At 68.8% G+C, this 25,394-nt stretch carries 11 protein-coding genes; 1 reads left to right on the top strand and 10 read right to left on the bottom strand.

The genetic code is table 11. The features are described 5' to 3' along the window. Positions 1-16: 16 nt before the first annotated feature. Complete coding sequence (dapA, locus tag ATL45_RS15240) at positions 17-913, bottom strand: 4-hydroxy-tetrahydrodipicolinate synthase (RefSeq protein ID WP_093159622.1); 897 nt, start codon at positions 911-913, stop codon at positions 17-19. Positions 914-985: 72 nt separating this feature from the next. On the opposite strand from dapA, the gene ATL45_RS15235 reads away from it, so the two are divergent. Beyond that, positions 986-1,879, top strand: coding sequence for a LysR family transcriptional regulator (locus tag ATL45_RS15235; protein ID WP_093159620.1), 894 nt, complete (start codon positions 986-988; stop codon positions 1,877-1,879). Positions 1,880-1,998: 119 nt separating this feature from the next. Here ATL45_RS15235 and ATL45_RS15230 read toward each other — a convergent pair whose 3' ends face one another. From ATL45_RS15230 to ATL45_RS15190, 9 genes are all read right to left on the bottom strand, one after another. Beyond that, complete coding sequence (locus ATL45_RS15230; protein WP_093159617.1) at positions 1,999-2,940, bottom strand: hypothetical protein; 942 nt, start codon at positions 2,938-2,940, stop codon at positions 1,999-2,001. Positions 2,941-3,030: 90 nt separating this feature from the next. Beyond that, positions 3,031-3,558 carry a type VII secretion system-associated protein gene (locus ATL45_RS15225; protein WP_093159615.1) on the bottom strand — a complete coding sequence of 176 codons (528 nt, stop codon included), beginning with the start codon at positions 3,556-3,558 and terminating at the stop codon, positions 3,031-3,033. Between the two features lie 171 nt (positions 3,559-3,729). Next, the gene (locus ATL45_RS15220) at positions 3,730-21,234 is read right to left on the bottom strand and encodes an OTU domain-containing protein (protein WP_143121778.1); all 17,505 of its coding nucleotides are present in this window, start codon (positions 21,232-21,234) and stop codon (positions 3,730-3,732) included. A gap of 63 nt (positions 21,235-21,297) precedes the next feature. After that, entirely contained in the window at positions 21,298-21,630 is a 333-nt protein-coding gene (locus tag ATL45_RS15215; RefSeq protein WP_093159610.1) for a hypothetical protein, read from the bottom strand. After that, entirely contained in the window at positions 21,620-22,048 is a 429-nt protein-coding gene (locus ATL45_RS15210) for a YbaB/EbfC family nucleoid-associated protein (RefSeq protein ID WP_093159607.1), read from the bottom strand. Before ATL45_RS15210 ends, ATL45_RS15215 begins: the two co-directional genes overlap by 11 nt. A 111-nt stretch (positions 22,049-22,159) precedes the next feature. After that, on the bottom strand, positions 22,160-24,262 hold the full coding sequence (locus ATL45_RS15205; RefSeq protein WP_093159605.1) for a hypothetical protein: 2,103 nt from the start codon (positions 24,260-24,262) through the stop codon (positions 22,160-22,162). An 89-nt stretch (positions 24,263-24,351) separates the two neighbouring features. Continuing rightward, a complete protein-coding gene (locus ATL45_RS15200; protein WP_093159602.1) occupies positions 24,352-24,672 on the bottom strand; it encodes a hypothetical protein in 321 nt (106 codons plus the stop codon). 19 nt (positions 24,673-24,691) lie between these two features. Then, complete coding sequence (locus tag ATL45_RS15195) at positions 24,692-24,973, bottom strand: hypothetical protein (RefSeq protein ID WP_093159599.1); 282 nt, start codon at positions 24,971-24,973, stop codon at positions 24,692-24,694. A gap of 12 nt (positions 24,974-24,985) precedes the next feature. After that, the gene (locus ATL45_RS15190) at positions 24,986-25,315 is read right to left on the bottom strand and encodes a hypothetical protein (protein ID WP_143121777.1); all 330 of its coding nucleotides are present in this window, start codon (positions 25,313-25,315) and stop codon (positions 24,986-24,988) included. Positions 25,316-25,394: the final 79 nt, after the last annotated feature.

Genomic DNA, 25,394 nt, shown 5'->3' with positions numbered 1-25,394 from the left:
GGACAAGCGGGAGCGGTCAGGCCGCGACGGCGGTGGTCGTCAGGGCTTCGGCGAGGCGGCGGAGGTGGGCCGGTTGCGGTTCCTGGAGCGGGAGTCGGACCGACGGGTGCGGGATGATGCCGAGTTCGGCGAGGGCGGACTTGGCCATGATCGCCCCTTGGGAGGTGCGCATGATGGCTTCCACCAGCGGGAGCAGTCCTCTTTGGACGGACCGTGCCGCGTCGAGGTCGCCGGTGCGGACGGCGCGGATCAGCTCGGCGTTGCGGTCGGCGACGACGTTACCCACGACGCTGACCACGCCCGTCGCGCCGGAGGCGAGGTAGGGCAGGTTGAGCTCGTCGATTCCGCAGTAGTAGGCCAGGGAGGTGCGGGCCATGACCGACATCGCCTCGAACAGGTCGCCCTTGGCGTCCTTGACCGCTCGGATCCTGGGGTGGCCGGCGAGTTCGAGCAGGGTGGGCATCTCCATGGCGATGCCGGTGCGCGCCGGGATGTCGTAGAGCATCACGGGCAGCTCGGTGGCGTCGGCGACCGCCACGCAGTGCGCGATCACGCCGCTCTGGGTCGGCTTGGAGTAGTAGGGGCAGACGAGCAGCAGCGCGTCCGCGCCCGCTGCCTCGGCCTCGCGGGCCCGGCGAACGCTGGCGGCCGTGTCGTAGGTGCCGACTCCCGCGATCACCCGCGCCCGGCCGTCCGCTCGGGCCACCGCGGTGCGGACGATCCGGGTCGCCTCGGCGTCGGACAGGGTGGGCGCCTCGCCGGTGGTGCCGTTGACGACGATGCCGTCGCAACCGGTGGACAGCAAGTGGTCGACGAGGTTGGCGAGCCCGGGTTCGCTGAGCGCGCCGTCGGGGTTCATCGGGGTGGCCATGGCGACGAGGTTGGAGCCGAAGAGCAGCTCAGCGGGGTTCATGATTCGATCCTGGCGCTACCGACAGGTGCGGTCCAGCGATGGTTTCTTGCCGATATTGCGTAGCATCGGTTCATGATCGAGGTAGGCGCGTTGCGCGCGCTGCGGTCGGTGGCCGCGCTGGGGACGCTGGCGCGGGCGGCCGACGAGCTCGGGTTCACGGCTTCGGCGGTGTCGCAGCAGATCAAGAGGCTGGAGCGGCAGGTCGGTGTGCCGGTGCTCGCTCCTGCTGGACGGGGTGTCGTACTCACGCCCGCCGGGCAGGCCATCGTCGACGCCGCACCCGAGGTGTTCCAGGCGTTGGAGCGCTGCGCCGAAGCCGCCCAGTCCGTCGCGGAAGGGGCACCGCGCGGCACGCTACGCGTGGTCGCGTTCTCGACGGCCATTCGCGGGCTGCTGGCCCCAGCCATTCCGGGCCTGTCGGCGCGTTGCCCGGAGCTGCGCGTGGAGATCGTCGAGCAGGATCCCGATGAAGCCCTCCACAGCGTCGACGCCGGGACTGCCGACCTGGCGCTCGCCCACGACGCCGACGGTCTGCCGGTCCCGCTGCCCGCGTCCCTGAACCGGTGCCTCCTGCACACCGACATCGGCGACGTCGTCATGCCCCGCGCGCACCCGCTGGCGCAGCTCGACCGGCCGCTCAGGAACGCCGACCTGATCGGCCACCGCTGGGTGACCAGCCCGCCCGGCACGGTCTGCCACCAGTGGTTCCGCCGCCTGTTCGCGGACGTGCCCGAAGATCCCGACGTCCGCCACTGGGTGGACGACTTCTCCACCCAGCTGGCGCTGGTCGCGGCGGGCGAAGTGCTCGCCCTGATCCCCCGCCTCGCCCGGCCGCCCCTGCGAGAAGGCCTAGTCCCCCTCCCGCTGCACCGGCCGCCGCAGCGCGAGGTCCACGCGGTCTGGCGGAGCAGCGCCGACGCCAGCCCAGCGATCCGAGCGGTTCTCACCGAACTCGGCGCTGGCTAGGTGTCCAAAGCCCGTGAGTACTTTATGTTGCTATAGCCACACAAAGTACTCACGGGACCATCACCACTGAACGAACCGGTCGGCCTTCACAGCTGAACGCCGACCACTGCTCGCGATGGTCAGGCGGGTTGGTTCTCCAGGGCCACCATCGCCACCCATTCCCTGCGGGTGGGTGTGCGGGCCTTCGGGCCCGATTCGGCGATGTGGGCGCGGAGTTCCGGCGGCAGCGCGATGCCGTGGTTGGCCAGGTAGTAAGTCGTGAGGTCGGACCAGATCCAGGTGCCGTCGGTGCGGAGCGTCACCGGGACCACCGGCTCCTCGTCGTCGGACAGGAGATCCGGGAGAAGCTCGTCCTGCTCGGTCAGCGGTTCGCCGGAGGCGAGGTAGGCGACCTGGGCATCGCGGTCCGGGCCCGCGGGCTCGCGCTCCGGGTTCGTCTCGTCGAACCGGGCCAGCGAGATGTGCGGCGCGGGGCCGGTCGCGTGGATCTCGCGCGCCGCGACCAGAGCTGGTGCGTGGTAGTAGGCGTCCAGCGGGCTTTCCGGGGTGAACACCTCGACCTGGGGGCTGGCCAGGCCCGCGCGCCAGAGGCGGTCGGCCAGTTCTGCCGCGATCACTGGGGGTTTCACGCCGCCCTGGGTTTCCACCAGGTGCAGCGGGCGGGCCGTGAGCGGAGCTCCGCCCGCGGGAGCGCGCCAGGCCGACCAGGCGGTGTGCGTGCCGGGCTGGTCCGCCAGGTAGGCGCGGACGATCTCGGCGTACCGCTCGGAGATCTCGTCCTCGCGCGGCTCGAAGTCCCACAGCTGCACCGAAAGCTCGTCGGCGTCCTCCAGCTGCTCCACGCGCTCCGCGGTCGCCGGGTCGACGCCGTCGAGCAGGACCTCGCGGGCATCCGGTGGCAGCGGCTGGTTCCACTCGAGGAAGACCTGGACGACAAGTCGCGCCGCGTGCGGCCACTGGTCGCTCGCCGACCAGCTCCGCGCCTGCCACACCACGTCGTCGGGCAGCCTCGGCGCGAGTCGCAGCAGCAGCTCGTGCCTCGCCCGGTCCTGCTCGTCCATCCCACACCTCGAAGCCCTCGGAAGTACTCCACGCCACCCTCCCCGCGCTCGCCGGGAGGTTTCAAGTAGCCGAAACGTGGGCGGTGCCCATCACTTCACGGTGCTCTTGAGCGCGCTCGCGAGCAGGCGCATCGACGCGGTCGAGCCGGGGTTGATCAGGACGTCGACGCCCTCCTCCGGCAGCGCTTCCGCCAGCTCCGCGGCGGTGACCTCCTGCCAGCCGGGCACCTGCACCCGCTGGCGGTGCACCGGGGCCGTGGTCACCAGCACTGACGGGACGTCGTCCGGGGCCGGGGCGACCACCGGGTTGCCCTCCTCGTCGACGGCGACGCCGAACACCGCTTCCCGCACCGTGGACAGCAGGGACTCGGCATCGGCCTCGCCCTCGTTCACCAGCCGCAGGGTGGCGTCCACCGGGTCGGTCGGCGAATCGGGGCTGGACGGCACGTAGTCCGGGTTGCCGTGGAAGCGCCCCGTCGTGCCGTCCGCTTCGACGTACCAGCCACCGACCACCGCTTCGACCGGCGGCTGCTGCGGATCGCCGCCCTGCGCCTGCCAGGCCGGGTCGATCAGGAACACCCACCGGTCCTCGTCGGGCAGGCTCGTCTCATCGCTCATTGCGGAATTCTCCCAATTCCTACTCGTGCACACCTGGTGCGGGGGGACCGCCGGAGAAGATCCGCCAGGTCCCGCGGCTGAGGACGCCTCGGGTACCGGAGACCTGGTCACGACCGGTTCGGGCGTGCAGCGCCCAGAAGTCGGAAAGACCAGTTCACCGCTCGTACGAACTCATTTCATCCCGAGCAGAAGTCGCAACGGATCGTCCTTGTCCTCGTACGGACGGAAGTCACCCGTCCGCCCATCGAGCATGGCCATGTCGTCCGGGTTGCGACGCACCTTCACCGCGTCGAACAACTCCGGCGGGATCAGGAGCTCATCAGCGCCGTACAGCACCATCGCCGGTTCCCGCTCCCCGAAGTCGATCGAGCTGTCGTGCGCCGACTCGACCGGTATGCCCTCCTTCACGTACACCGCGACCGTGAACTTCCCCCACGTTTCGGTGTTTTCCCGTGCTTCACGATTCTTCGGAGCTCGTTTTCCGGGCTCGCTGACAACCGGAGCGATGTAGAAGCCCTCCCCCTTGCCAACGCCGTTCTCACTGCCGATCCGGCCGCGATTCGGTCCGTACTTGATCAGGCTCCCGACTTTCTCCGCCTGGGTTCCGTGGAACCCCACCAGCTTGTAGCCCTTCAGATCCCTCCGCGTCTCGCGCAGCAGAGTGGCCAGCTCACTGTCGCTGAGCTTCAACTTGAACTGGAGCGGAGCAGGTAGGCCGTACTGGTCCTGCCCCCACTCGCCGTACTTCCAGCCGCGGTACTCGTCCGATGGCCCGCCGTCTCCGACGCTGCTCGCATCGTCGCTGAAACCAGAGCTGGCGTCGTCATCGTCATCGGCCTTGGGCCTGGTGAAGAACCCACCACCCGATTCACTGTCGCTGTCGGACTCACTGCCACTGCCCGACTCACTCCCGCTGCCGGACTCACTCCCGCTGCCCGACTCACTCCCGCTGCCGGACTCGCCGTCGCTGTCCGACTCGCTGCCAGTGTCGCTGCCGGACTCGCTGTCATCGGCCCGGTGCTTCCTGAAGAACCCACCACCCGAATCGCTGTCGGACTCGCTGTCACTGTCGGGCTGAGCAGCCTTCTCCTTGGCCAACGCGACGCTGTTCACGGCTTCCCAAACGGCTTCGTGGTCAACGACACCGTTGTGCTCCTCCAGCTTCACCAGGACCTCGCACAGCGTCTCCGGGACCGCGAAGGATTGGGGCGTCTTCTCAGGCGTGGCCGGGTTGCTCACCAACCACACGAACAGGTCCGATGCCGACCGGAGGGTCATCTTCGCTCCGGTCGCGCCCACCACGTCGAGCTGCTTTCCCGTCCCCTGCAGTTCCTCGTTCAGGACCTCTTGCCCGGTTTCCTCCTCCGAAGAATCCGAGCTGTCGCGGCCCTCGTCGTCGGTGCCGGGCGAGCCTTCGATCGTGCGCTCTGCGTCCTTCGGGAACGAAGCGGCCTGGTCGACCTTCGTCGTGGCCGGGGTGGCCGAGGTGCCGTCGAACTTGTGCCAGTCACCACCGTCGAGGACGCCGTGGGTGCCGTCGTTGGCCACCATCACGTCTTCGGTGCTCGCGTAGACCGCGTCGGTGTCGGGGAATTGCTCCGAGATCGCTTGCCGGAAGTCGAAGGCCGCTCCGCCCGGACCGTCGCTTCGGCCCGCCTTGCAGACCAGGAGCTGGAAGGACATCAGCTCTTGCTGGTGGTTCGCGCGGTACTCCGCCAGCGCCTGCTGGAAGACCGCCGAATGCTTGAGCACGTTCGCGAAGACCTGCCCGCTGACCTGGACCGCGCCTTCCGGGCTGTTGATCTCGAAGGTTCCCGGGCGACCATGGGCGTTGATGTAGAACGGCGCCGATTCGCCCTTCGCCGCCCATTCCATCAGCGCGTGCTTCGTCGTGGCACTCGCCAGCTGGTCCTTCGTGGTGACGCCTGCATCGTAGAGCTTCGTCCCGCCACGGCCATCGGTGTTCTCGGCGAACTCCTGCTTCACCTTGAGATCACGCGGCGAGGTCTGGAACGTGACGCCGATCGACTGGCCGGTGCTCGCCAGTAGCGGGGTCACCTGAACCTCGGCCGGGCTGAAGTACACCGTCCGGCCGTGCGAGTCAATGCCCGGCAGCTTCTTCGGTGGGTTCAATGCCTCCATGAACATGTCCTGCAGCCCCGAGCCGCTGGATTCCGGTGAGTCCTGGTGCTGCTGCTCGGACTCCTCGTTCGCTGGCGTGGGCGTATTCGCCCGCTCCTCCGCACTGGACGACTCGTTGTCCTCCGCGAGGTTGCCCGAGGCTTCTTCTGCCACGGACTCCACCGAAACCTCGTCATCCGACTGGATCACGCCGGTGACCGAATTCGGCTGGTCGTCCTCCGAGTTGGGTCGGCCTTCGCGGACTGCGTCGCCGAGCGCCTGGTAGGCGCTGTCGGTGTCCTGCTGCTCGTGGCGTTTCGGGCGGGTCTGCTCGAAGGTCTCCGGGTCCTGTTCGAGGAGCTTGTACGAGCCGTACTCCGCCAGGTTGTCGAAGGCTTCTTCCTTGAAGGACTCACCGAGCGTTTTGCCCCGGTCGCCGAACGGGCCGTCAGCACCGAGGGACACGCTCGTGAACCGCTGCTGCCACTGCGCGCGCTGGGCGCTGCGCTCCGAGCCCCAGTTGTCCGCGAGCCACTCCCACAGCGACCGGGCTTCCCGGAAGGTCACCGGCACGGCGGCCTGCGAATAGGTCTTCTGGACGTCGCCGCTGTTGATGTCCTGGTGCATCGCCAGTGCGTGGACCTGCACGTCCGGGCCGAGGTGCTGCTGGAGGTGGAACTGCGCCGAGACCAGCGACAACGCGGTCTGGGTGTAGTCGATCAGCACGATGTCGCGATCCGGCGTGCCCACGAACTCCTGGAAGTGCGCCCGCAACATCCGCCACTGCGCATCGGTCAGCGGCGTCGTGTCGACCCCTGGCCGGTTGAACACGCGGTCCAGGATCGAGTTCAGCTCCGACGGCGGCCCAGGCCGGAAACTCGACAACGGCACCGAGACCGCCTGGTGGCGGAGGGATTGCAGGGCGGCCATCACCGGGGCCGGGCTGCGGCCGAGGCCCACGTAGCTGTACTGGTCCGGCGGGTACTGATCGGTGACCCAGGTCGTCAGCTCGTTGACCGCGGTGATGACTTCCCGCTGGTCGTTGAACCACGAGTCGCCTCGCCGCTCGCGCAGGTCGGCGATGAACTCCTCGCGCTGGTCGAGGCGGTACTCCTTGCGCACCTGGTTGCCGTCGCCCGGCCGGTACAGGTGCTCGTGGAGGACGGTGCTGCCCCGCCCCTCGGTCAGCAGCGCGAGATCCGGCGAGTCCGCGAACCACTTCTTGACCATGAAGCGGGTCATCCCGGCGGTGCTGCCGTCGTCGAGGCGGAAGACGGCGAACTCCGACGGCTGGTCCGAGACCCACACCGCGTGGCCGCTCTTCAGCGCCTCCAGGTCGTAGCCGCCTTCTTCCTTCTCGTTCGGCCCGGGGCGGAACGACTCGACCAGCTGGGCATCGGAGAGCCGGGATTCCGCGTCGTAGTACGAGGAATCGGAGTCGGAGTCCGCGTCGTGGTACACGGAGTCGGAGTCGGAGTTCTCGATCGTCTGCTCGGCGTTCGGCCTGGTCGGCGAGGCGGCATTCGGCTTGGCGCTCGATGCCGGGGTGACCGCGCCGTCGTTGAAGTTCCGCCACTCGCCCCCGTCGAGGACGCCGTGCGTTCCGTCGCTGCCGACGGCCACGTCGGTGCTGCTCGCGATGATCCCGGCGACGTCGAAGTGCGCGCGCAGCGCTCGTTCGAGGTCGAACGCCGCGCCGCCTTCGCCGGTGTCCTTGCCCGCGCTGCAGACGAGGAGCTGGATCGCCGGGGGCCGGTCGCCGTTCTGCTGCTGGAGCGCATCGGTGAACACGCTCGACTTCGCCAGCACCTCCGCGAACGTCGTGCCATCGACCTGGAGCACCTTGTCGCCGACGGTGATCTCGAAGGCGTTCCGGGTGCCGTGGGCGTTGAGGTAGAACGGCGGGGTTCCGCCCTTGTCCGCCCAGTCCATCGTGGCCGGCTGCGGCGTGGCGTCGGTGACCTGCTGCTTCGCCGTCACGCCGGGGCCGTAGACGGCCGTCTCGCCGCTGCCGCCGTTGTTCTCGGCGAACTTCTGCTTGACGTCCAGGTCGTGCGCCGCGGTCTGGAACGTCACGCCGATCGGCTTGCCGCCCCGGTCCAGCAGCGGCGTCGCCGTCACCTGCCCCGGGTCGAACGACACGGGAGCGCCGGTCTTCACGTCGACGCCGGTGAGCTCCACGTCGTCCTGCGTCACCGGGGAGTCCGGCCGCAGGGCGTTCTCGAAGAACGAAGCCAGATCCAGCGATCCGGAGCTGCTGTCGTCGGTCGGCGCCGAGCTCTCCTGCGGCCGGTCGTCCAGCCAGCCGAGAGCCCTGGCCTCGGCTTCGGTCACCGAGGCCCACAGGCCGCCGCGGCGGATCGCCGTGTTCTCGTACGTCGTGGTGTTGCCGCGGCGGGAGGTCGCCGAGGCCGTGGCCGTGTATTCGACGTCGAGCTTGAACAGGTGGCGCGTCTGGTCGTCGCCGCGGGTCCGGTTCTGCTGGTCGATGCCGTCGTTGGCGTCGCTGGTGTGCTTCTGCTTGGTGCCGGACGTGGCGTCCGGGGCGGCCCAGGCGATGCCGTCCAGGGCCGTGACACCCGTCGTGGCCGACGCCGTCACCGGGTTCTTCGCGTCGGTGACCGATTCCGAAGTGGACCGGCCCTGCATCCGCTCGTTGCGGCTCGGGGTGTGCCGGCCGATCGGTTCCGGGTTGAACACCTTGTACTTCAGCTCGACCCGGTAGTCGCTGGCGAAGGTCTTCTCCGCGAGCGTCATCCGGTGCTCGTAGCCACCGTCGTCCTGCATGAGGAGCTTGGCGTTCGGGCGCAGCAGCTGGTCCGACAGCATGTTCTCCAGCTCGGCGCGGTGCGGGTTGGCGTGGCCGACCAGGCGCTGCGCGGGCTTGTGGACGCTGTTGTCGGTGTTGGCCGCGCGGCTGATCACGTCGGCCACGAAGGGCACCAGGCCATCGCGGAACTGCTTGGTCACCAGCAGCGAATCGGCGTTGCGCGCACCTGCCGTGACGTCCTGGCCGGTCAGCTGCTCGCCGACTTCGAGCGGTCCGGCGGTGGCCTGGACGTTCTGCAGCTCGGCGGGCATCAGCAACGTGGCGTCGGCGGTCATCGTGGCCTGGTCGCCGAGCGGCACGTTGCGCTCGCCGACGTCGCGGAAGCTCTTCGAGAAGCCCCAGCCGTTGGTCAGGGTCTGCAGCAGGTGCGAATCAGCGCGGTAGACGGCGAGCTTGAAGCGCAGCTGCAGGGGCACGTCCATCCGGACGCCGGGGCCGGTGTGCTCGGTCCGGTCGCCGTGCTGGGCGGCGGTGCCGGTGCTGACCTCGGTGGCGCTGCCCTTGCTGAAGCCGATCGCCGGTCCTGGCCCGATGAACAGGCTCGGGTCGCTGGTGGGCGGCATGATGTTGAACGCGCCCAGGAGCGCCGCGGAAGTGCTCAGCGAGTGCTGCTGGTCATCGCCGAAGACCGCGTGCTGCTCGGCGAAAGAACGCCCGCCGGCGGGCAGCGGCGTCACCGACGCCGGGGCGTCGGGCACCGGCACGGCCTCGACGTGCAGCGCGGTGTAGTAGTTGCCCTCCCAGGTGGGGTACTCCTCGTAGATCGTCACCCCGCCGTTGAGGATCTCCCGCTGCGCCGCCTTCTGATCGAGGAACTTCAGGCGGTGGATCGCGTCGTAGAGCGGCCGCTCCGGCGCGCCCTCGCGGTTCGAGGTCGGCACCAGGTCCGGCACGTGCGCCTGGTAGATCGCCGCCGCGTGCTCGGACAGCGGCACGTCGGTGGTCAGCTTCTCCAGGCCGACGCCGGAGTCCAGCGACTGGCCGATGTCGGCGGGTGCGGGGACCTCCTGCGCGGCGGGCGGGTCCGGTTCCCGGTTCGCCAGCAGCGCGTCGGCTTCCGCCTCGGTCATCAGCAGGACGGTCGATTCCCGCATCAGGTAGCTCTGCTGCTTCTGCGCGCCACCGAGCGGGTACGGGTTGAGGGCCTTCCAGTGCGTCGGGTGACCGCGGAAGTTCTGGTAGCTGTCCACCTGCTGGGTCAGCACCGAGTCGACCACGACCAGCGCGTACTCGACCTGCTTCCCGGACTCGTGGGTGATCTTGTGCGAGCCGGCTGCGGACTCGCCCTGCCCGGTGTCCCGCGACGCGGACAGCGACGCGTACCCGTCCAGCCCGATGGCGCCCAGCTGCAGGGTGCCGCCGCCGGAGAGGCCCGAGCCCTCGCCGGACTGCAGGTTGCGGCCGAGCTTCGCGATCTCGCTGACCGTCAGCGAACCGGCGTCGACGGTGCCGAGCTTCTTCGGGTTGTAGTACTCGATCGCCGCCGTCTCCCGCACCGCGCGGCTGAACAGCTGCCCGCTGCGGATGCCCTGGGCGGTGATCTGCGGGTTCCGGTGGCTCTGGGACAGCGCGTTGCCGACCTTGTTCGGGTCGAGCTCGGCCCGGAACCGCGGTTGGTGGGTGAAGGGCAGCTTGAGCCGGGTCTTCTCCCACGCCGCCTTGACCTCCAGCGACGCGTCCTGCTGCAGCCTCCCGGACGCGGACTGCAGCAGCTCGAAGGTCGCGTCGCCGGGTGAGGTCAGCACGTGCCCGAGGCCCTTCGGGACGTGCTGGCCGAAGCCGGCGGATTCGTCCTCGACCACCTGCACCACGCCGGTCTTGAAGCCGTCCGCGTGCTGGGCGAGGAACTCCGGGACCAGGTACTCGGCCGCGCTGTGCACGGTGTCGGCGGTGCTGCTGCGCAGCTCGCCCTGGTGCTTCACGTTCACCGAGAAGTCGAGGTCGAACGCCTGGTTGATCCGCACGGCAGCGCCCTGGTAGGTCACGTCGGTCTCGTCGTTGGCGGTGACGCCCGAGCCGGAGGAGGTGCTGCGCGAGGAGGAGAAGTCGAAACCGGCGTTGAAGTTCGCGTACAGGCCGCTGCCGGGGCCGGTGGCGAAGTTCTTGATCCGCGACCGGAACCGGCCGGCGAAGCTGCCGGACAGGCTGTCCGAGGTCGAGGTGCCCACCTTCGTCTCCAGGCCGCGGTTCCCGGAGATCTTGGCGTTCTGCACGGACTGGGCGGTCAGCACGTCCTTGGGCGTGCCGGTGACCGCGACGTCGAAGTGGTAGTCGCCAAGGTCGAACCTGACGGTGTAGGCGTGCTTGCTGCCGCCGTCGCGGCGGTTCTGCTTGTCCTGCTTGAGGATGTCGTGGACCTCGGCGACCTGGGCGGAGTCGAGGCGGATGCCCTGCTTGCCCAGCTCGTGGGCGAACTCGGCGGCCGCGGCCGAAGCGGACTTCGTGCTCTGCACGTGGTAGTTCTTGCCCCGCACGTGGACGGTGGTGTCGATCGCGTAGGGCTTGCCCAGCGCGTTCTCGGCGCGGATCGCCGCGTTCGCCTCGAACTTCGCGAGCAGGTCGTCCTTCTCCTGCTGGGTGAGCTTCTGCTCCAGCTTGGCGTCCATCTCCGCCACGAAGTCCGCCAGCGCGCCCGCGGCGTCCTTGGCGCTGTGCACCGCGTACTCGTCGCCGCGCACGTCGACCTTGGTGGCGATCGCGTTGGTGCCGATGTGCGCGAACTGGCGGATCAGCTTCGCCGGGCCCAGCTGACCGAGCTTGTCGTCCAGCTCGGTCAGCAGCTTGGTGCGCTGCTCCAGCGTCAGCGACTCGTCGCGCACGATCGCGCCGCGCGCGATGTCCCGGACGCGGTCGGCGACCTGCTCCGAGCCGGTCAGCTTGCTCAGGTCGGAGAGCCGGGTGTTCTTGGCGATCTGCGAGTAGGACTGCTTCTGCTGCGGGGTCAGGCTGTTGTCGGCTTCCGGCAGCGGCGTCGGGCGCTGCACGCCGTCCAGCGCGGCCTGCAGGACCGCTTCGAACTCCGCCGCGTCGCCGTCCCGGACCCACACGTAGGCCGCGGTTTCGGCCGTCCCGGAAGGCGTTTCGCTGCTCTTCTCGCCGTCCGCGGTGACCGACATCGCGTAGTCGTACCCGAGGTCGATCCGGTACAGGGTGCTGCCGGACTCGTGGAACGACTTCTGCTTGAGGTGCTGCTTGGTCTTGCCCTGGACCGTCGTGGTGTGGCTCGCGCCCGCCTTCAGCGCGCCGCTGCCGCCGACCTGCACCGGCAGCTTGCCCCGCTCGCCCACCTGGCCGACGGCCTTGAGCCCGCGCACCTCCACGCCCAGCTCCGCCGTGGACGTCGTGCTGGTCTCGAACACCAGCTGCTCAGCGCGGCGCCGGTTGGTGCCGGACTGCATGGTGGCGGTACCGACGGCCTGGAAACCGCGCAGCTTCGGCCGCATGGTCACCTCGGCGCTGTACTTCGCGGTGTCCGAGGTGAAGAAGTCGCGCACCGCCTTGCCGATGCCGTCCACCGCGCTCGGCAGCCAGTTCGTCACCGGGTTCGACTTGTCGCGCAGCTCCACCGTCTGCCGCGCGATCTTGACCGGGTCGGTGAGCGCGGGGGTGAAGTTGTCCAGCAGGCCGTCCTCGGAGAAGTTGGCCTCGAAGTCCTTGTGCAGCTTCGGCGCGTCCGGGGCCAGCTGGACCAGCTTCTGCAGCAGGTCCTGCCGGAGGCCGCTGAGGTCCCCGTAGCCGGCGACCTTGCTGATCAGGTTCTGCACCGCGGTCGGCACCGCGGGCGGGTTGCGGTCTCCCCGCAGCGTGTGGTGCTCCCCGTGGGACAGCGGAGTGCCCAGCGCTTCCGGCGGGTAGCCGAACTGCATCCTGTCCGGCAGCTGGGAGATCACCTCGGCGTGCTGGACGCCGTTGTCCACCAGCGTCGAGCGCAGCTCGAAGTCGAAGTCGAAGGCCGCCAGCTGCTGGCCGAGCTTGCGCTCGTGGAGCAGGCTCTCCGAGGTGGACTGCCCGTGCTTGACCGCACCTTCCTTGCTGCTGGAGACCGCGGGCCACACGTAGAACGGGCTGCCGGAGAGCTCCATGAGGACGCCGCCGGTGAAGTTCAGCTTCTGCTTGTGCGCGTGCTGCTCGCTGCTGCCGGAGCTCGGCCCGGTCTCGAACCGGACCTCCTGCCGCGGCCCCGGGCCCTGCTGCCCGTGCGCCACCGAAGTCGGCGTCAGGTGCAGCCACGCGTTGCGGTTCGGGCCGAGCGGGACGAGGTGACCGGCGTTGAGCTTGTGCACCAGGTCGACCGGGGTGAGCTCGTTCAGGTGCTCGGTCAGGGCGGTGAGGTCGGCCTGGGTCCACGTCGCGCGATCGGCGCCCGGGCCGTTGAGCGGGTTGCTCGCGATCGCGTCGACGACCGAATCGACCAGCTTCGCCTTCGCGGCGCCGACGTCCTCGCCACCGACCGCGAGCAGCTTCGCCGACGAGGAGATGACCTTGTCGCCGACGCCCAGCGGGGTCGGCGCGGCGGTGCTCTCGATGGTCGTGTCCGGTCCGGGCAGCAGCGCGTAGTAGTGCGCGATCCCCTCGTTGCCGGTGCGGCCCAGGACGACCGCGCCCGGGCGGGAGGCGATCAGATCGTGCTGGCCGGTCCGGCCGAGCTGGTTGAGGCCACCGCGGTCGAGGTCCAGCACCTGCAGGTCGAGGTCGTAGGCGTTGGCGAGCAGGAACGGGATCTGGTCCCCGGCATCCGGGCCGTAGTAGCCCGGCTGCGCGATCTTCTTCGCGGCCGTGTCCAGGTCGAGACCGGGGAAGAAGTCCGCGTAGTCGGCCCAGTTCGCGCGGAGGTGATCGGCTGTCGCGGCGCGCAGCTCGGCCACCGACTTGTCGGCCAGGCCGGGACTGGCGATCTTGAGCGCGTTGAACAGGCAGTCGCCGTCCCCGCCCACGAAGACGGGCGTCAGGCTGTGGGGGCGAAGTTTCGCGGCCTGGGCATCGGTGAGTTCGGCGTAGGCCTGGGCGATCGCCTTGTCGTGGACGGTGGTGTTCGCGGGCGGTTTCGGCGCAACGGACTTGGAGTTCTCGGGAGCGGGCGACTCGAAGGCGGCGAAGATGTTCCCGAGCCTGTCCGCCTCGGACTGGAAGAAGTCGTCCGAATCGGGCTGCTTCGCCTTGGAGTCCTCCGGAGCGGGCGACTCGAAGGCGGTGAAGGTGTTCCCGAGACGCTCCGCCTCGGACTGGAACAGCTGATCCGCGTCGGGCTGCTCGGTCTGCGGATCGGCTTCCGGCTGAGGCGTCGGGCCGTCGTCGAGCAGGATGCCGGACAACCGCGCGGCCTCCGCGGCCAGCTCGGCCTGCGCGTGCGCCTGCTCGGCCGCGGTGAGGCGGACGTGGGCCTTCGAGTCGAACTTCGCCGCGTCCGCCACGTTCACGTCGAACACCACGCTGTTCGGGTAGCGCCAGGACGAGGTGTGCGGCTCGGTCCAGCTTCCGCCGCGCAGCTTGGTGGACACCTCGATCACGTGCACCGCGTCCGCGCGGTAGCGGTTCAGCTTGACGTTCGAAGCGCGCTCGCTGACCTCCAGCTTCGTGCTGCTGTTGTCGCCGGTGCGCTCGCCGGTCTTGCGGTTCACCGGCCGGGCGTCGGAGTTCTGCTGCACGTGCGGGCTGGTCGCGCCGTAGCCCAGGCCTCCGTAGTAGCCCGTCTCCGCCGTCTGCGCGTAGTCCTCGGAGCGCACCTGCGTGCTCTTCTGCTGCCGCTGCGGCATGTTCCAGGACAGCTCGTACTGCGGTTCGGACAGCCGCGTGTTGATCTTGATCGAGATGTCTTCGCGGCGGGTGCGGTCGGGCACCCGGATCTCGATCGTCGCGCCGTCCTCGCTCAGGAACAGCTTCGCGTTGTTGGCCAGCGAATCCGGCGAGAGCGTGGTCTCCAGGACGCCCCGGTTGAACGTGCCCGGGCCGGTCGAGCGCTGCGCCGGGGTGTCGATGCCGTTCCCGCGCGCCTCGACGATGGTCTGCACGACCTTGTCGACCAGATCGCCCGGCAGCGCCTTGACCACCTCGAACGACGTGGAACCCGCCACCTTCCCGGTGATGTCCGACGGGCGCAGCGGGCCCGGGGCGATCCCCTTCGAGGAGGTTTCGGCGCCGCCGCTGGGCACCACGTCCGTCGGCACCTCCAGGCGCACCGCGCCCTGGTAGGTGCGCTCGTCGGTGACGGTGCGGCTGTCGAGATCGCGGAAGGACTTGCCGCCGAAGCCGTTGGTGATGGTGCTCAGCAGCAGCGGCGGCCGGGTGACCTGGGTGAGCTCGACCTTGAACCGCACCGGCTGGTCGAACTGGGTGTTCTCGCCCGTCCGGGAGCGGTTCTGGCGCTGGTCGGTCACCGAGTCGCCGACCTCGGTGCCGGAGGCGGTGTGCCCGCCGAGCAGCACCGTCGGTCCCGCGGTGTTGCCGTTGTGCGGCAGCATCGGGTTGACGGTGAGGCCGCCGGTCGCCTTGGTCGACCGGTTGCCCTGGTGCTCGGCCCCGGTGCTGCCGGTGGCCTCCGTCGAGCCGCCGGTGTTCGGCTTCGGGTGGACCACCTGCTGGGTGGTGCCGACCGGCTCGGCGGTGATCTTCACGGTGTAGTGCTCGGTGCCGAACCAGCCCGAGCGGTTGAACTGCCGCGTCCAGCCGCCGTTGAGCACCTGCTGGATCGCCCCGCGGTGGTCGAGCCCGTCCAGCGCGCGCACCGCGTCGAAGGCCGGCGGGCGGGAGCCGCTCTTGGGGTTCCAGTGCGGAACCAGCTTCGAGAACGCCTCCGCGACCGCCCCGGTGGCCCACTCGGACAGCTTCTGCTTCCCGCTGTCGGCGTCCGGCGTGAAGTCGACGACCTTGACGTGCTTGTCCAGCGCCTTGCCCAGCCCCGTCAGCACCGGAACGCCCTCCGGCACCGGCACCAGCTCCGGCGGGGCCGACTCCCAGCCGTCGGGAGCGGGCAGCCCCTGCGTCGCCCGGTTCTCCTCGGAGACGCCCACCAGCGCCCCGTTGGGGAACAGGACCTGCACCTGGCCCTGGGTCGCCGCGATCGGGAAGGGGTTGATCGCCTGCCACTTCGTGGTGGGCTGGCCGAACAGGTTCTGCCAGGTGTCCCAGCTCATGGTGGCGAGCACGTCGACGTTGTAGAGGTGCATCGGCCCGGCCTGCTTGCCCGCGGTGAGCTTGTTCGCCGCCGACGTCGTGCCCCGCTCACCGGTTTCGGCCTGCCAGCCGTAGTTCGCGCCGAGCTCGCCGACGCCGAGCAGCACCGAACCGCCCACCTCGCCGGAACCGCTGGTGGCCCGGCCCTGCTGGGTGGCCCGGTCCGCGGTGGAGGTGGGCTGCCAGGAGAGGTCGTCGCGGACGTCGACGTGCTTGGGGTTGAACGCCTGGAACTCGATGGTGCCGACCCCGGCCCGGTCGAACACCAGGCCCTTCTCCAGCCCGTCGGTGCGCCGCTGGCCGCCGCTGAACATCGATTGCTGCGCCGGGTCGAACCAGGCGTGCAGCAGCTCCGTCGGGTTCTTGGGCACGCTGCTGCCCGGCGGGCGGAACCGCAGCCCGGACTTTCCGACGACCTCCTTCTGCAGCTGCTGGAACTTCTCGTCGAGCAGCGAGAACCGGTCGGTGGCCGAGATGACCGCGCCGTCGAGCCGGACCGGGTTGCGCAGCGGGTTGCTGGTCAGGTGCTGCTTGAGCGCGTCGCCGTGCAACGGCTCGCCGGGGCGCAGCTGGGATTGCAGGTCGATCAGGAACTTCGGCACCAGGTGCGTGGTGGTCGCCTGGACCTTCACATCGCCGAGATCGGTGCGGACCGAGCTCTTGCCGAGCTCGGCCAGGTCGGTGGGCCGGTGCACGCTCGCCCACCGGTCACCGAGCCCGCGGTGCCGGGTCTCCTCGATGTGCGCGTTGAACGTGATCTCGCGCCGGACGCGGCTGGCCGGGCCGCTGTACTTGTGCTTGTCCTCCTGACCCGATCCGCTCTGGTAGCTGCTGTTCTTGCTGAACTCGCCCTTGCCCTGAACGCCGACCGTGCCGCCCGCGTACATGGCGCGGTACATCCCGTCGCCCAGCCGCTTCCGCGCGTAGGCGGCGAGGTTGCCGCTGATGCTGAAGGCGTTCTTGGCGCGCGTCCGCCAGCTCGCGCCGGTCGTGCTGGTCTCGGTCAGCACCGCCTTGTCGACCTGCTGCTCGCCGACCACCTTGCCCAGCACGCCGTCGACGGTGACGGTGAAGGTCCGGTCGCCGACCTGCACGGTCACCTTGTGCAACGCGGCAGGAGCGTCGTCGTAGCGGTGGGCCAGGCCGCGGTACTTCGCCGCGAGCTCGAACGGGTTGAGCGCCTGGAGCTGCCGGTCGATGCTGTTGCGGGTCTTGGCGTCGAGCTCCACGCCCGCGCCCCGCAGCCGCTCGTGCAGCACCTGGCGCACCCCGTCGAAGACCTTCGAGGCGTTCTCGATGTGCGTCAGATCGGTCAGCAGCCCGCTGTCCGCGGCCGACTGCAGATCCGCGGCCCGCTGTGGGTCCAGGCCTGGTGCCGTGACCGTCGGCTGCTGGGCCGGGCGGTCGCCCAGCGCGGAGGCGAGCAGGTCGCGGAACTCCTGCGCCTTGGACTCCTCGACCACCACGTGGTGCGCCGCGCCGTCGACGGTGCCGAGGTCCTGGTAGGTCAGTGACTTGCCGCCGAACTTCTGCGACTCCAGCTCCAGCTTCAGGCTGGTGTCCAGCTCGAACACCACGACCGGGCCCTCGACCCTGGCCTTCTGCTTGAGCGCCCAGGACTCCTTGCCGGTGCTGGTCTCCTTGTACGACGGCCCGGCGTAGACCTGCAGGTTCGGGCCCAGCTGCACGTCGTTGCCGAGCCCGTCCAGGTAGCGGGCCCGCAGCCCGGCCTCGAAGGCCGTGGGAACGCTGGTCTCCTGCAGGTTCTCGTAGCCCTGCCGGTGGTCGGTGCCGGTCAGCGCGGTGAAGCCGCCGACCTCGCGGTAGCCGGCGAGCTGCGGTCGGACGTGCAGCGAGACCTCGGCGGGCTTGGTGCCCGGCTTGATCGACAGCGGCGGCAGCTTGCGGCCGTGCTCGGAGTGGTGGGTGATGGTGACGCCGTGCACCAGGCCCTGCACCGACGCCTCTTCGAACAGCGCGGGGTTGAGGCTGTCGCCGAGCTTCTTGCGCAACGCGCTGTCCTGCTTGACGTGGTCCGGCAGCTGCGAGAGGACCTTCTGGACGTCGCCGAGCACCACGGTGTCGACCGCGGCCACCAGCTCGGTCAGCTTGGTGGGCAGCGCGACCGGCGTGGTGTGCGGCCGCTCACCGGTGGGCAGGTCGGCGCTGTCGACCAGGTGGTTCTCCGGGAAGGCCAGCCGCCCGGTGCCGAGCTCGGCCTGCCCGGTGCGGCCGTCACCGGTCTCCCAGTGCAGCCCGAAGTCGACGTCGAAGGCGTGCTTGGCCGAGCCGGGCTTCATCGAGCCGACCACGGTGTTGTACTGCCGCGCACCGGACTTGGTGGTGACCTCGCCGCCGAGGTTGAGGGCCGGGACGACGGAGGCGAGGTTGTTGGCCAGCGAGATGAGCCCGCCGACCACGGTGTTCACCGGGCGGCGACGGCCGATCTCGGTGCTGTGCTCCCACTTCTGCGACGTCTCCTGCTTGAGCTTGTCCTGGACGTTCAGCAGGTCCGGCGTCTTCGGGTCGACCGAGCGGATGTCGCCGGCGGGCAGCTTCAGGAAGACGTCCAGGTGCGTTCCCGTGCCGGTGGTCAGCTGGAACTGCTTGCCGTTGCCCGCGAGCGCGTGCAGCAGGCCCTGAACGCCCTTGGTGTTGGCGTAGTCGGTGAGCTGCTTGCGCAGGTCGGCGGTCGCCGTGGCGTCGTCGAGCCGGACGTGACCGGCGACCTTGGCGGCGAACTGGTCGGCGTGGTGCGCCCAGTCCTTGCCGCTGAACGGGCCCATCACCTGGCCGTCGAAGGAGAGCAGCACCGTGCTGGGCGAAAGCGCACCCTTGGTGGCCAGCGCGTAAGGCACCTTCGCAGGCAGCGGACGCGGCGGCAGCGGCTTGTCCGCAGGATCGTTCGAGCCCTGCGGAATCCCCGGCAGCGGCTTTTCCTCAGGACCGGTCGAATCCTGCGGGACATCCGGCAACGACTTGTCCTCGGGCCGATCCGAATCCTGCGGAAGCGACTGCAGTTCCGTCGCTTCGGGATCGGTGTCCGGCGTGCCGTTCCCGTGCGGCTGGTCCGATGCGCCGTTGAGGGCCTGCGCGAAGGCGACCGAGCTGGCGGATTCCAGCGTCACCTCGCGCTGCCCGCCCCGGTCCGACGAATCGTCGAACGGCTTTGCGCCGCTGCTGTCCGGCTGGTTAGCCGTCGGGTCGAGGTGCGGTCCGCCCTGATCGGAGTAGTCCGGCAGGTCGTCGAAGAGGCTCGACGGGAGCGTCGTCTCGGTGTTGAGCTGCGGGCTGTAGTTCTGCTGCGCGCTCTCCGCGGTCGGATGCGTGGTCGGCTCGGAGCTCGTCGTGACTGGTGTCGGCGGGCTCTGATCAGCGTGGGTGGTCTGCGAATCGGTGGGCGCGCCGGTGCCCGATTCGGAGACGACCGGGGTCGGCTGCGCCGGGGTGGACTCGGTGTTCGACGTGGACGGGTTCGCCTCCGTCGACACCGGGGACGGGTTGTGCAGCGCGGTGTTCGGGGTCGCGCCGGGGCCGCTCGCAGCGGGGTTCGGACCGCCGCTCTTCGGCGCGGTCTGCGTGGTCGGCGTCGTGGTCTGGGTGGGTTGCGGGCTCGACGTCGTCGGGACCTGGGTCGGCGGCGCGACACCGGTCGGCGTGGCCACGGCGTGCTGGCCGTTGCCCTGGACCTCGGACTGCTGCTGGTCGGCGCCGCGGTTCTCGGGCTCGTCCAGTTCGAGCAGGTCGCCGTCGAAGTCGTCGTCCTTGCGGTCCTCGCCCGGGCCGCTCTCGGTGACGACCGTGTCCGATGTGGACTCCTGCGTGCCGGAGGTGCTCGGGAACTCGCCGATGCTGGTCGGCTTGTCGTCCGGTACGTCCAGCCAGTTGAGCGGCCCGTCGTCATCGGTCGAGTAGCTGCTCACGCTCGACGAGTCGTCGTCGAGCGTGGAGCCGCTGTCCGACGACGAGTCGTCGACGAGGGTCGAGCTGTCGCTGATCGTGCTGTCGCCGCTGGTGGGCGATCCGCCCAGCTTGGTGGCGTCGGACTCGGTCTGGATGTTGGCGGCCGTGGGCGCGTCCGGGAGGGACATCGTCGGGTTTCCCCACACCGCGTTCTTGACCTTGTCCGACAGCGGGTCGCCGACGAACTGCTCGCCCAGGGACTCCGCGGCACCCATCACCGCACCACCGGTGAAGCTGTACCAGGAGACCTTGAACTCCTTCTCGTCGCCGAAGAAGAGGTTGTTGAAGCCCTCGCTGAGCACGCCGTGCACGCCGTGGACCGGTGAGCCCAGCACGGAGGTGCTGAACATCATCAGCTTGCTCGGTTTGGCGTGCAGGTTGACCGCGTCCTGGATGGCCTTCGGGTACTTGCTGGCGAGGTTCTCGACGGTCTCCTTGCCCAGCACCTTCGTGTGCGGGGCGAGCACCTCGTCGAGCTCCTTCGACAGCACCTGGATCGGGTTCTTGCCGATGTTCTTGGTGATCGTCTCGGCGACCTTCTCGCCCAGCTCCTTGGCCTGCTGCTTGCCAGCGCTCTCGCCGAACTTCTCGCCGAAGTTCTTGGCGAACACCTCGCCGAGCTGGTTCTTGAAGTTGTGGCCCGCGCCGGCGCTGAGCTTGCCGAGGCCCTTGATGCCGGCGAAGTTGGCGATCTTGCCGTTGCCGAACCCGGTCATCATGTAGGTGGAGAAGTTCTTGGTCGTCGAGGCCATGCCCGACCCGAACTTGCCGCCGTTCTCCCCGAACGCGTCCTTGACGCCCTTGCCCAGGAAGTCGTCGAAGTCCTGCAGCTTGCCGCCGATCTTGTTGAACGGCGCCAGCTTGTTCATGAAGTTGCTGTTGAACGCCTTGCCCAGCAGCTTGCTCAGGCCCTTGCCCAGGTACGCCGCGCCCAGCGAGGCGATACCGCCGAGCGCACCGGAGATCGCCGCGCCCTTCAGCGCCGCCTCGGTGAGGTTGTTGTCCCAGCCGTCGCGCAGGCCCTGGTCGATCTGCCACTGCTGGGTGGCGGCGTCCAGGATCGCGGCGAAGAGCACCTCGACGACCAGCGAGATGATCGTCGCGATCAGCAGCTGCAGCAGCAGCTTCAGCACCGCCTGCGCGATGGCCTTGATCAGGCCGATCTTCGCCAGCGAGAGCCCGCCGGTGGGCACCGCCAGGGCGATCGCGATCGCGATCTCGATCGCCATGAAGATCAGCTGCGCGATGGCCTGGATCTTCATGTACTCGACCTGCGCGGCCACCTTGCGCAGGTACTTGTGCATCGCGCGGGCACCGTCGACGGCCGACTGCAGCGGGATCTGGCCCTCTTTGCCGGGGCTGATGTACTGGTTGGCGTACTCGCCGAAGGCCTTCGCGAAATCGCCCTCGGTGGAGTTCTTGATGGCGTTGACGAAGTCGTGCAGGTGCGCCTGCAGCGAGTCCAGCTCGCCAGCCAGCTCCAGGTACTGCTCGGCCAGCGCGCGCAGCCGGTCCTCGTCGGCCTCCGGCCACTGCGAGCCGGTGAGGCCCGCGAACGCTTCGGCGTGTTCGGGTGGGATGTACAACGCCACGGCCGAGCACATCCCCTTTCCCGATCCGCCACCCCGCCGCGGGGTGGTGCACTGCTGGAGCCGTCAGTTACCGGTGTCGATGCTGTTCGCGGAGTGCGAGTTGTAGTCGGACTGCTTGTCGTGGTTGTCGGCCGCTTTCTGGCCCTTCACCGTGGTCAGGTTGAACAGCTGGCTGAGCGAGTCGAGCATCCCGGTGATGTTGCTGTTGAGGTTCTTGGCCTCCTTCTTGATGGACCGGGCGGTCTCGTCGTCGTTGCCCGCTGCCACCTGGAGCTCGGCGTCCATCCCCTCCCAGATCCGGCAGGCCTTCTTCAGCGCCAGCTCGGACGGGGCGAGAGCGGCGAACTTCTGCTTCAGGTCCGGCGGGATGGAGACGATCTCGTTCTCACCGGCCATTGCCGTTGCTCCCCTTCAGCCAGGACGCCGCCTCCTGCTGCATGTCCAGCAGCGGCGCCAGGAAGTCGCCCCACGGCGACTCGTCGCGGAACTGCTTGCGCAGCTCGGCGGTGTCACCCAGGTGGGGCTGGATCGTCTCGTTGACCTCCGACTGCAACTGCTGCTGGGCCTCGGTCACGACCTTCACGATGGCCGCGGCCAGCTCGGCCCTGGGCATCGAGCGGTAGCGGTCGTCGTGGAACTCCAGTTTGGACAGTTCGCCGCCGACCCGGACGGTGGCCGTCACCATCCGGTCCTTCGAGCGCACCGAAGCGGTCTTCTTGGCCAGGTCGTCCTCGACCCGCTGCAGCTCCTCGCGCTGCTTGTTCAGCTCGGCGAGCGTCTCGTCGAGCTGCGCCTGCAAGTTCCCGAAGTTCATCCCGCACTCCTCACATCCGGCGACCGACCGCCCGGAATCCGCAATTTCAATTGAAATCAGACGTCTGATTTCAATTGAAATTGCGAAACCGATTGGTCGGTCGGCTGGTCGTCAGCGGCCGATCGCGCCGGTGAAGCCGCCCGTGGCGCCCCAGGTCTCCTCTTCCTCGGACAGCCAGGTGGTCTTCTGCCGCTCGCGCTCGCCCTGGCCTCCTGCGCCACCGCCCGCCATCGGCGGTGGCATCATCGGCTGCTGGCCGTTCTGGCCACTGCGGCCGCCGGGGCCCATGGACTCGGTTCCGATCGAGAACGGCTTGCGCAGCTTGTCGTCGAGGGCCGAGGAGTTCACCGTCGACCGCTTCGCCGGATCGCCGATCTCCGCGGGCCCCAGGTTCAGCTGCTTGCCGGGACCGGTCGCGAGCTTCGTGCTGTTGTGCACCGCGTCGGGCACCGTGATCGGCTTGCCGCCCGGACCGAAGATCATCCGGCCGTTCGGGTCCAGCAGGTGCCCGGTGGGCGACAGCGAGGAGCCCTGCGGCCCGTAGATCGGTCGCCCGTCCGGGCCGAGGTACGGGCTGCCGCTCGGGCTGAGCAGCGAGGTGTTCGGCTTGATCGAGGACCCCTGGGGCAGCACGAGCGGCTTGCCGTCCGGGCCGAGCACCTTCGAACCGTCGGGCTTGGTCACCGTGCCGTCGGGGTTGATCACCGATCCGTTGGGCACCGAGAGCGGGGTGCCGTCGGGGCCGCGCATGACCTCGCCGTCGGGCGTGAAGATCGAGCTCGTGCCGAGACCGTCCGGCCCGCCGCCCTTCATGCTGGAACCACCCAGCCCGGAGGTGATCGGCCCGCCGCCGAGTCCGAGCGGCCCGCCACCGAGGCCGAGCTTGTCGTCGTTGAGGCTCGAGTTGCCCAGTCCCAGCGACTCCGGTGTGTTGTTCTTGGCGAGCGTCTCGTTCTCGTCCAGGGCATCGAGCTCCGGCGCGTCGATGTCGGTGTCCTCACCGAGACCACCGCCGGCACCGCCACCACCGGTCAGGTCCGAGTTCTCCAGCCCCGTCGCACCACCCAGACCGCTGGTCTGCTCCTTGCTCTGGTTGAGCTGGTCGTTGAGGTCCTGCTGGCTCTGGTTCAGCTTGTCGTCGAGGGAGTTCTGAACCTCGTCCTGGCTGTTCTTCAGATCGTTCGTCGTCTTGTCGAGGTCCTTCTTCAGATCCTCGATCTGCTTGTTCGCCTGGTCGTCCTTGTTCGCCGAGTAGCTGGAGGCGAACGGCTGGAGCTTCGGGTTCTGCTTGATCCGGTTCGCCGTGGTCATCAGGCTCGTGTACAGCGGCGGGTGCACCTTCTGGGCCTCCCCGTCGAGGTGCTCGGCGAAGTGCGCCTTCCACTTGTCCTTCGCGCCGTTCTCCAGGTGGCCCCGCAGGGTCTCGCTCCACGAGGAGTCGCTGACGTCGAAGGTTCCCCAGTTCGTGACGAGCTTCGTGACCGAACCGTTCACGTGGACGATCTGCGTGACGTTCTCGTCGAAGACCGTCTTCGTGGCGATGGACGGGGACATCAGCTTGCTGGGGTGGTCCCGCCAGTTGATCCAGCCGTTCAGCAGCCCCACGGCCTCCGCCAGCTGCTTGTCCCGGCTGTCGGCGAGGGATTGGAGCACCTGCGGGTCACCGACGAGCTTGGCGAAGTCCTTCAGCGACAAGCCGGCGTTCTGCAGCAGGCTCTGGAAGGACTTGGCCGTCTCGCCCTTGAAGTTGCCGCCGGTCTCGACCTCCTTCGCTTCCTGGCCGAACCGGTCGGCCCAGGCCTCGACCTTGGCGGCCATCTTCGTCAGCGCGTCGATCGCGTAGTTGAAGCTGGGGATGCTGACGACCGTGTTCTGGTGCGGCGCGTGGACGAGCGGGTCGAGGATGGTGCTGCCGGTCTTGAGGAGCTTCGCCCAGGGACCGTCGGTCTTCTCGAACTCCGCGTTGTTCATCCTCAGCCCGACGCCGACGGTGCCGCTCGTGGTCGTCGTGACGGGCATGCTGCCGGCGGGAGTGGCCACCACGTGCGTGGTCGCCTGCGTCGCGTCGGCGAACTTCTTGATGTCCCAATTGCCACCGGCTCCGAGGCCGCCGACCTCCACGCCCGAGATCCACTGCAAGCCGGTCACTTCGTCGCGCGATGTCGGCGCGCTCTCCGCGATGTAGCTGAGAACCTGCTCCCAGAGCCCTGCCATCGCCCGAAACCTCCACGATCTAACCGAATCCGAGCCGTCACGGCCCCATGGTGTTTTCCGGCCGACCGGAGCCGACCGGAAAACCCGCCTCAGAAGGCGACGTTGACGCCGTCCGCTTTCTTGCCGTTCTCGTCCGACTGGTTCTCGACGTTGGTGTCGACCCGGTCCAGCTTCAGGTTCAGACCGGGCAGCGTCGTGTTCGCCAGTTCCAGCAGCTGCCCGGTGATGGCCTCCCGGCACCGCTTGAAGTGGATCTTCACCCACTCGCCCTCGGTGGTCTTGCCCGCCAGGATGTCGAACCTTCCCTGCAAGTCGTGCATCTCCTTGCAGCTGGTCAGGTCGGCTGTGCACTCGTTGAACAGTTGGCGGTAGTGCTCGGTCGCGGACTTGTCGTGGGCGATTTCACCCATGGTTCACCGACCACCCGTCCTAGAAGCCGGCGGCGTTCTTGAAGTCGGTGTTGATCTGGCCGTCGCTCATGTCCTGGAGGATCAGGGTCGCCTTGCCGAAGGACTCCTGCATCTTGCCCTTGGACGTGGTCACCTTGCCCTGGGCCTGGGCCCAGGCGTTCTTCCACTCACCGTCCGAGACCTGCGCCAGGCCGTTGCCGTCCTGGACCACCTGGTCGATCAACTGCTGCATCTTGTTGTTCTCCTGGTGGAACCTGTCCAGGATCTCGCGCACCTTGTTGGTGTCGATGTGCAGACTCATGGTTCTCCTCCCTCAGCCCTGAAGCCCGTTGTACGAGGACACGTCCAGACCGCCGGCCGTGACCGAGTTGTGGTCCGACTGGTTCTGGGTGTTCTTCTGCGTCGTGCCGAGCGCCTGGACGACGCGGTCGAACTCCGTCTGCACGATCCGGTAGTTCTCGACCCACTCCTGGATCTTGCGGCCGAAGATCTCGGTTTCCGGCCCGGTGTAGGCGGCACGCAGTTCGGCCTCGAAGCCCTGCACCGTGGTGGCGATCGTCGACATCTGGCCGATGTGACCGGTGAAGGCCTGGGTCTTCTGCTGCAGTACAGCGGAGTCCTGATTGATCAATGGCGCGGCCAAGGCTCACTCCTGAAGTTCTGGTCCGAAAAGCACTGCTGGACAACACCGAAACTAGAACCGGCACCCGATCCCGGCCACA

The organism is Saccharopolyspora antimicrobica, assembly GCF_003635025.1.
Classification (GTDB): Bacteria; Actinomycetota; Actinomycetes; order Mycobacteriales; family Pseudonocardiaceae; genus Saccharopolyspora; species Saccharopolyspora antimicrobica.
Note: the sequence above shows the minus strand (reverse complement) of the source record. Positions and strands in the feature narration are given on the sequence as shown.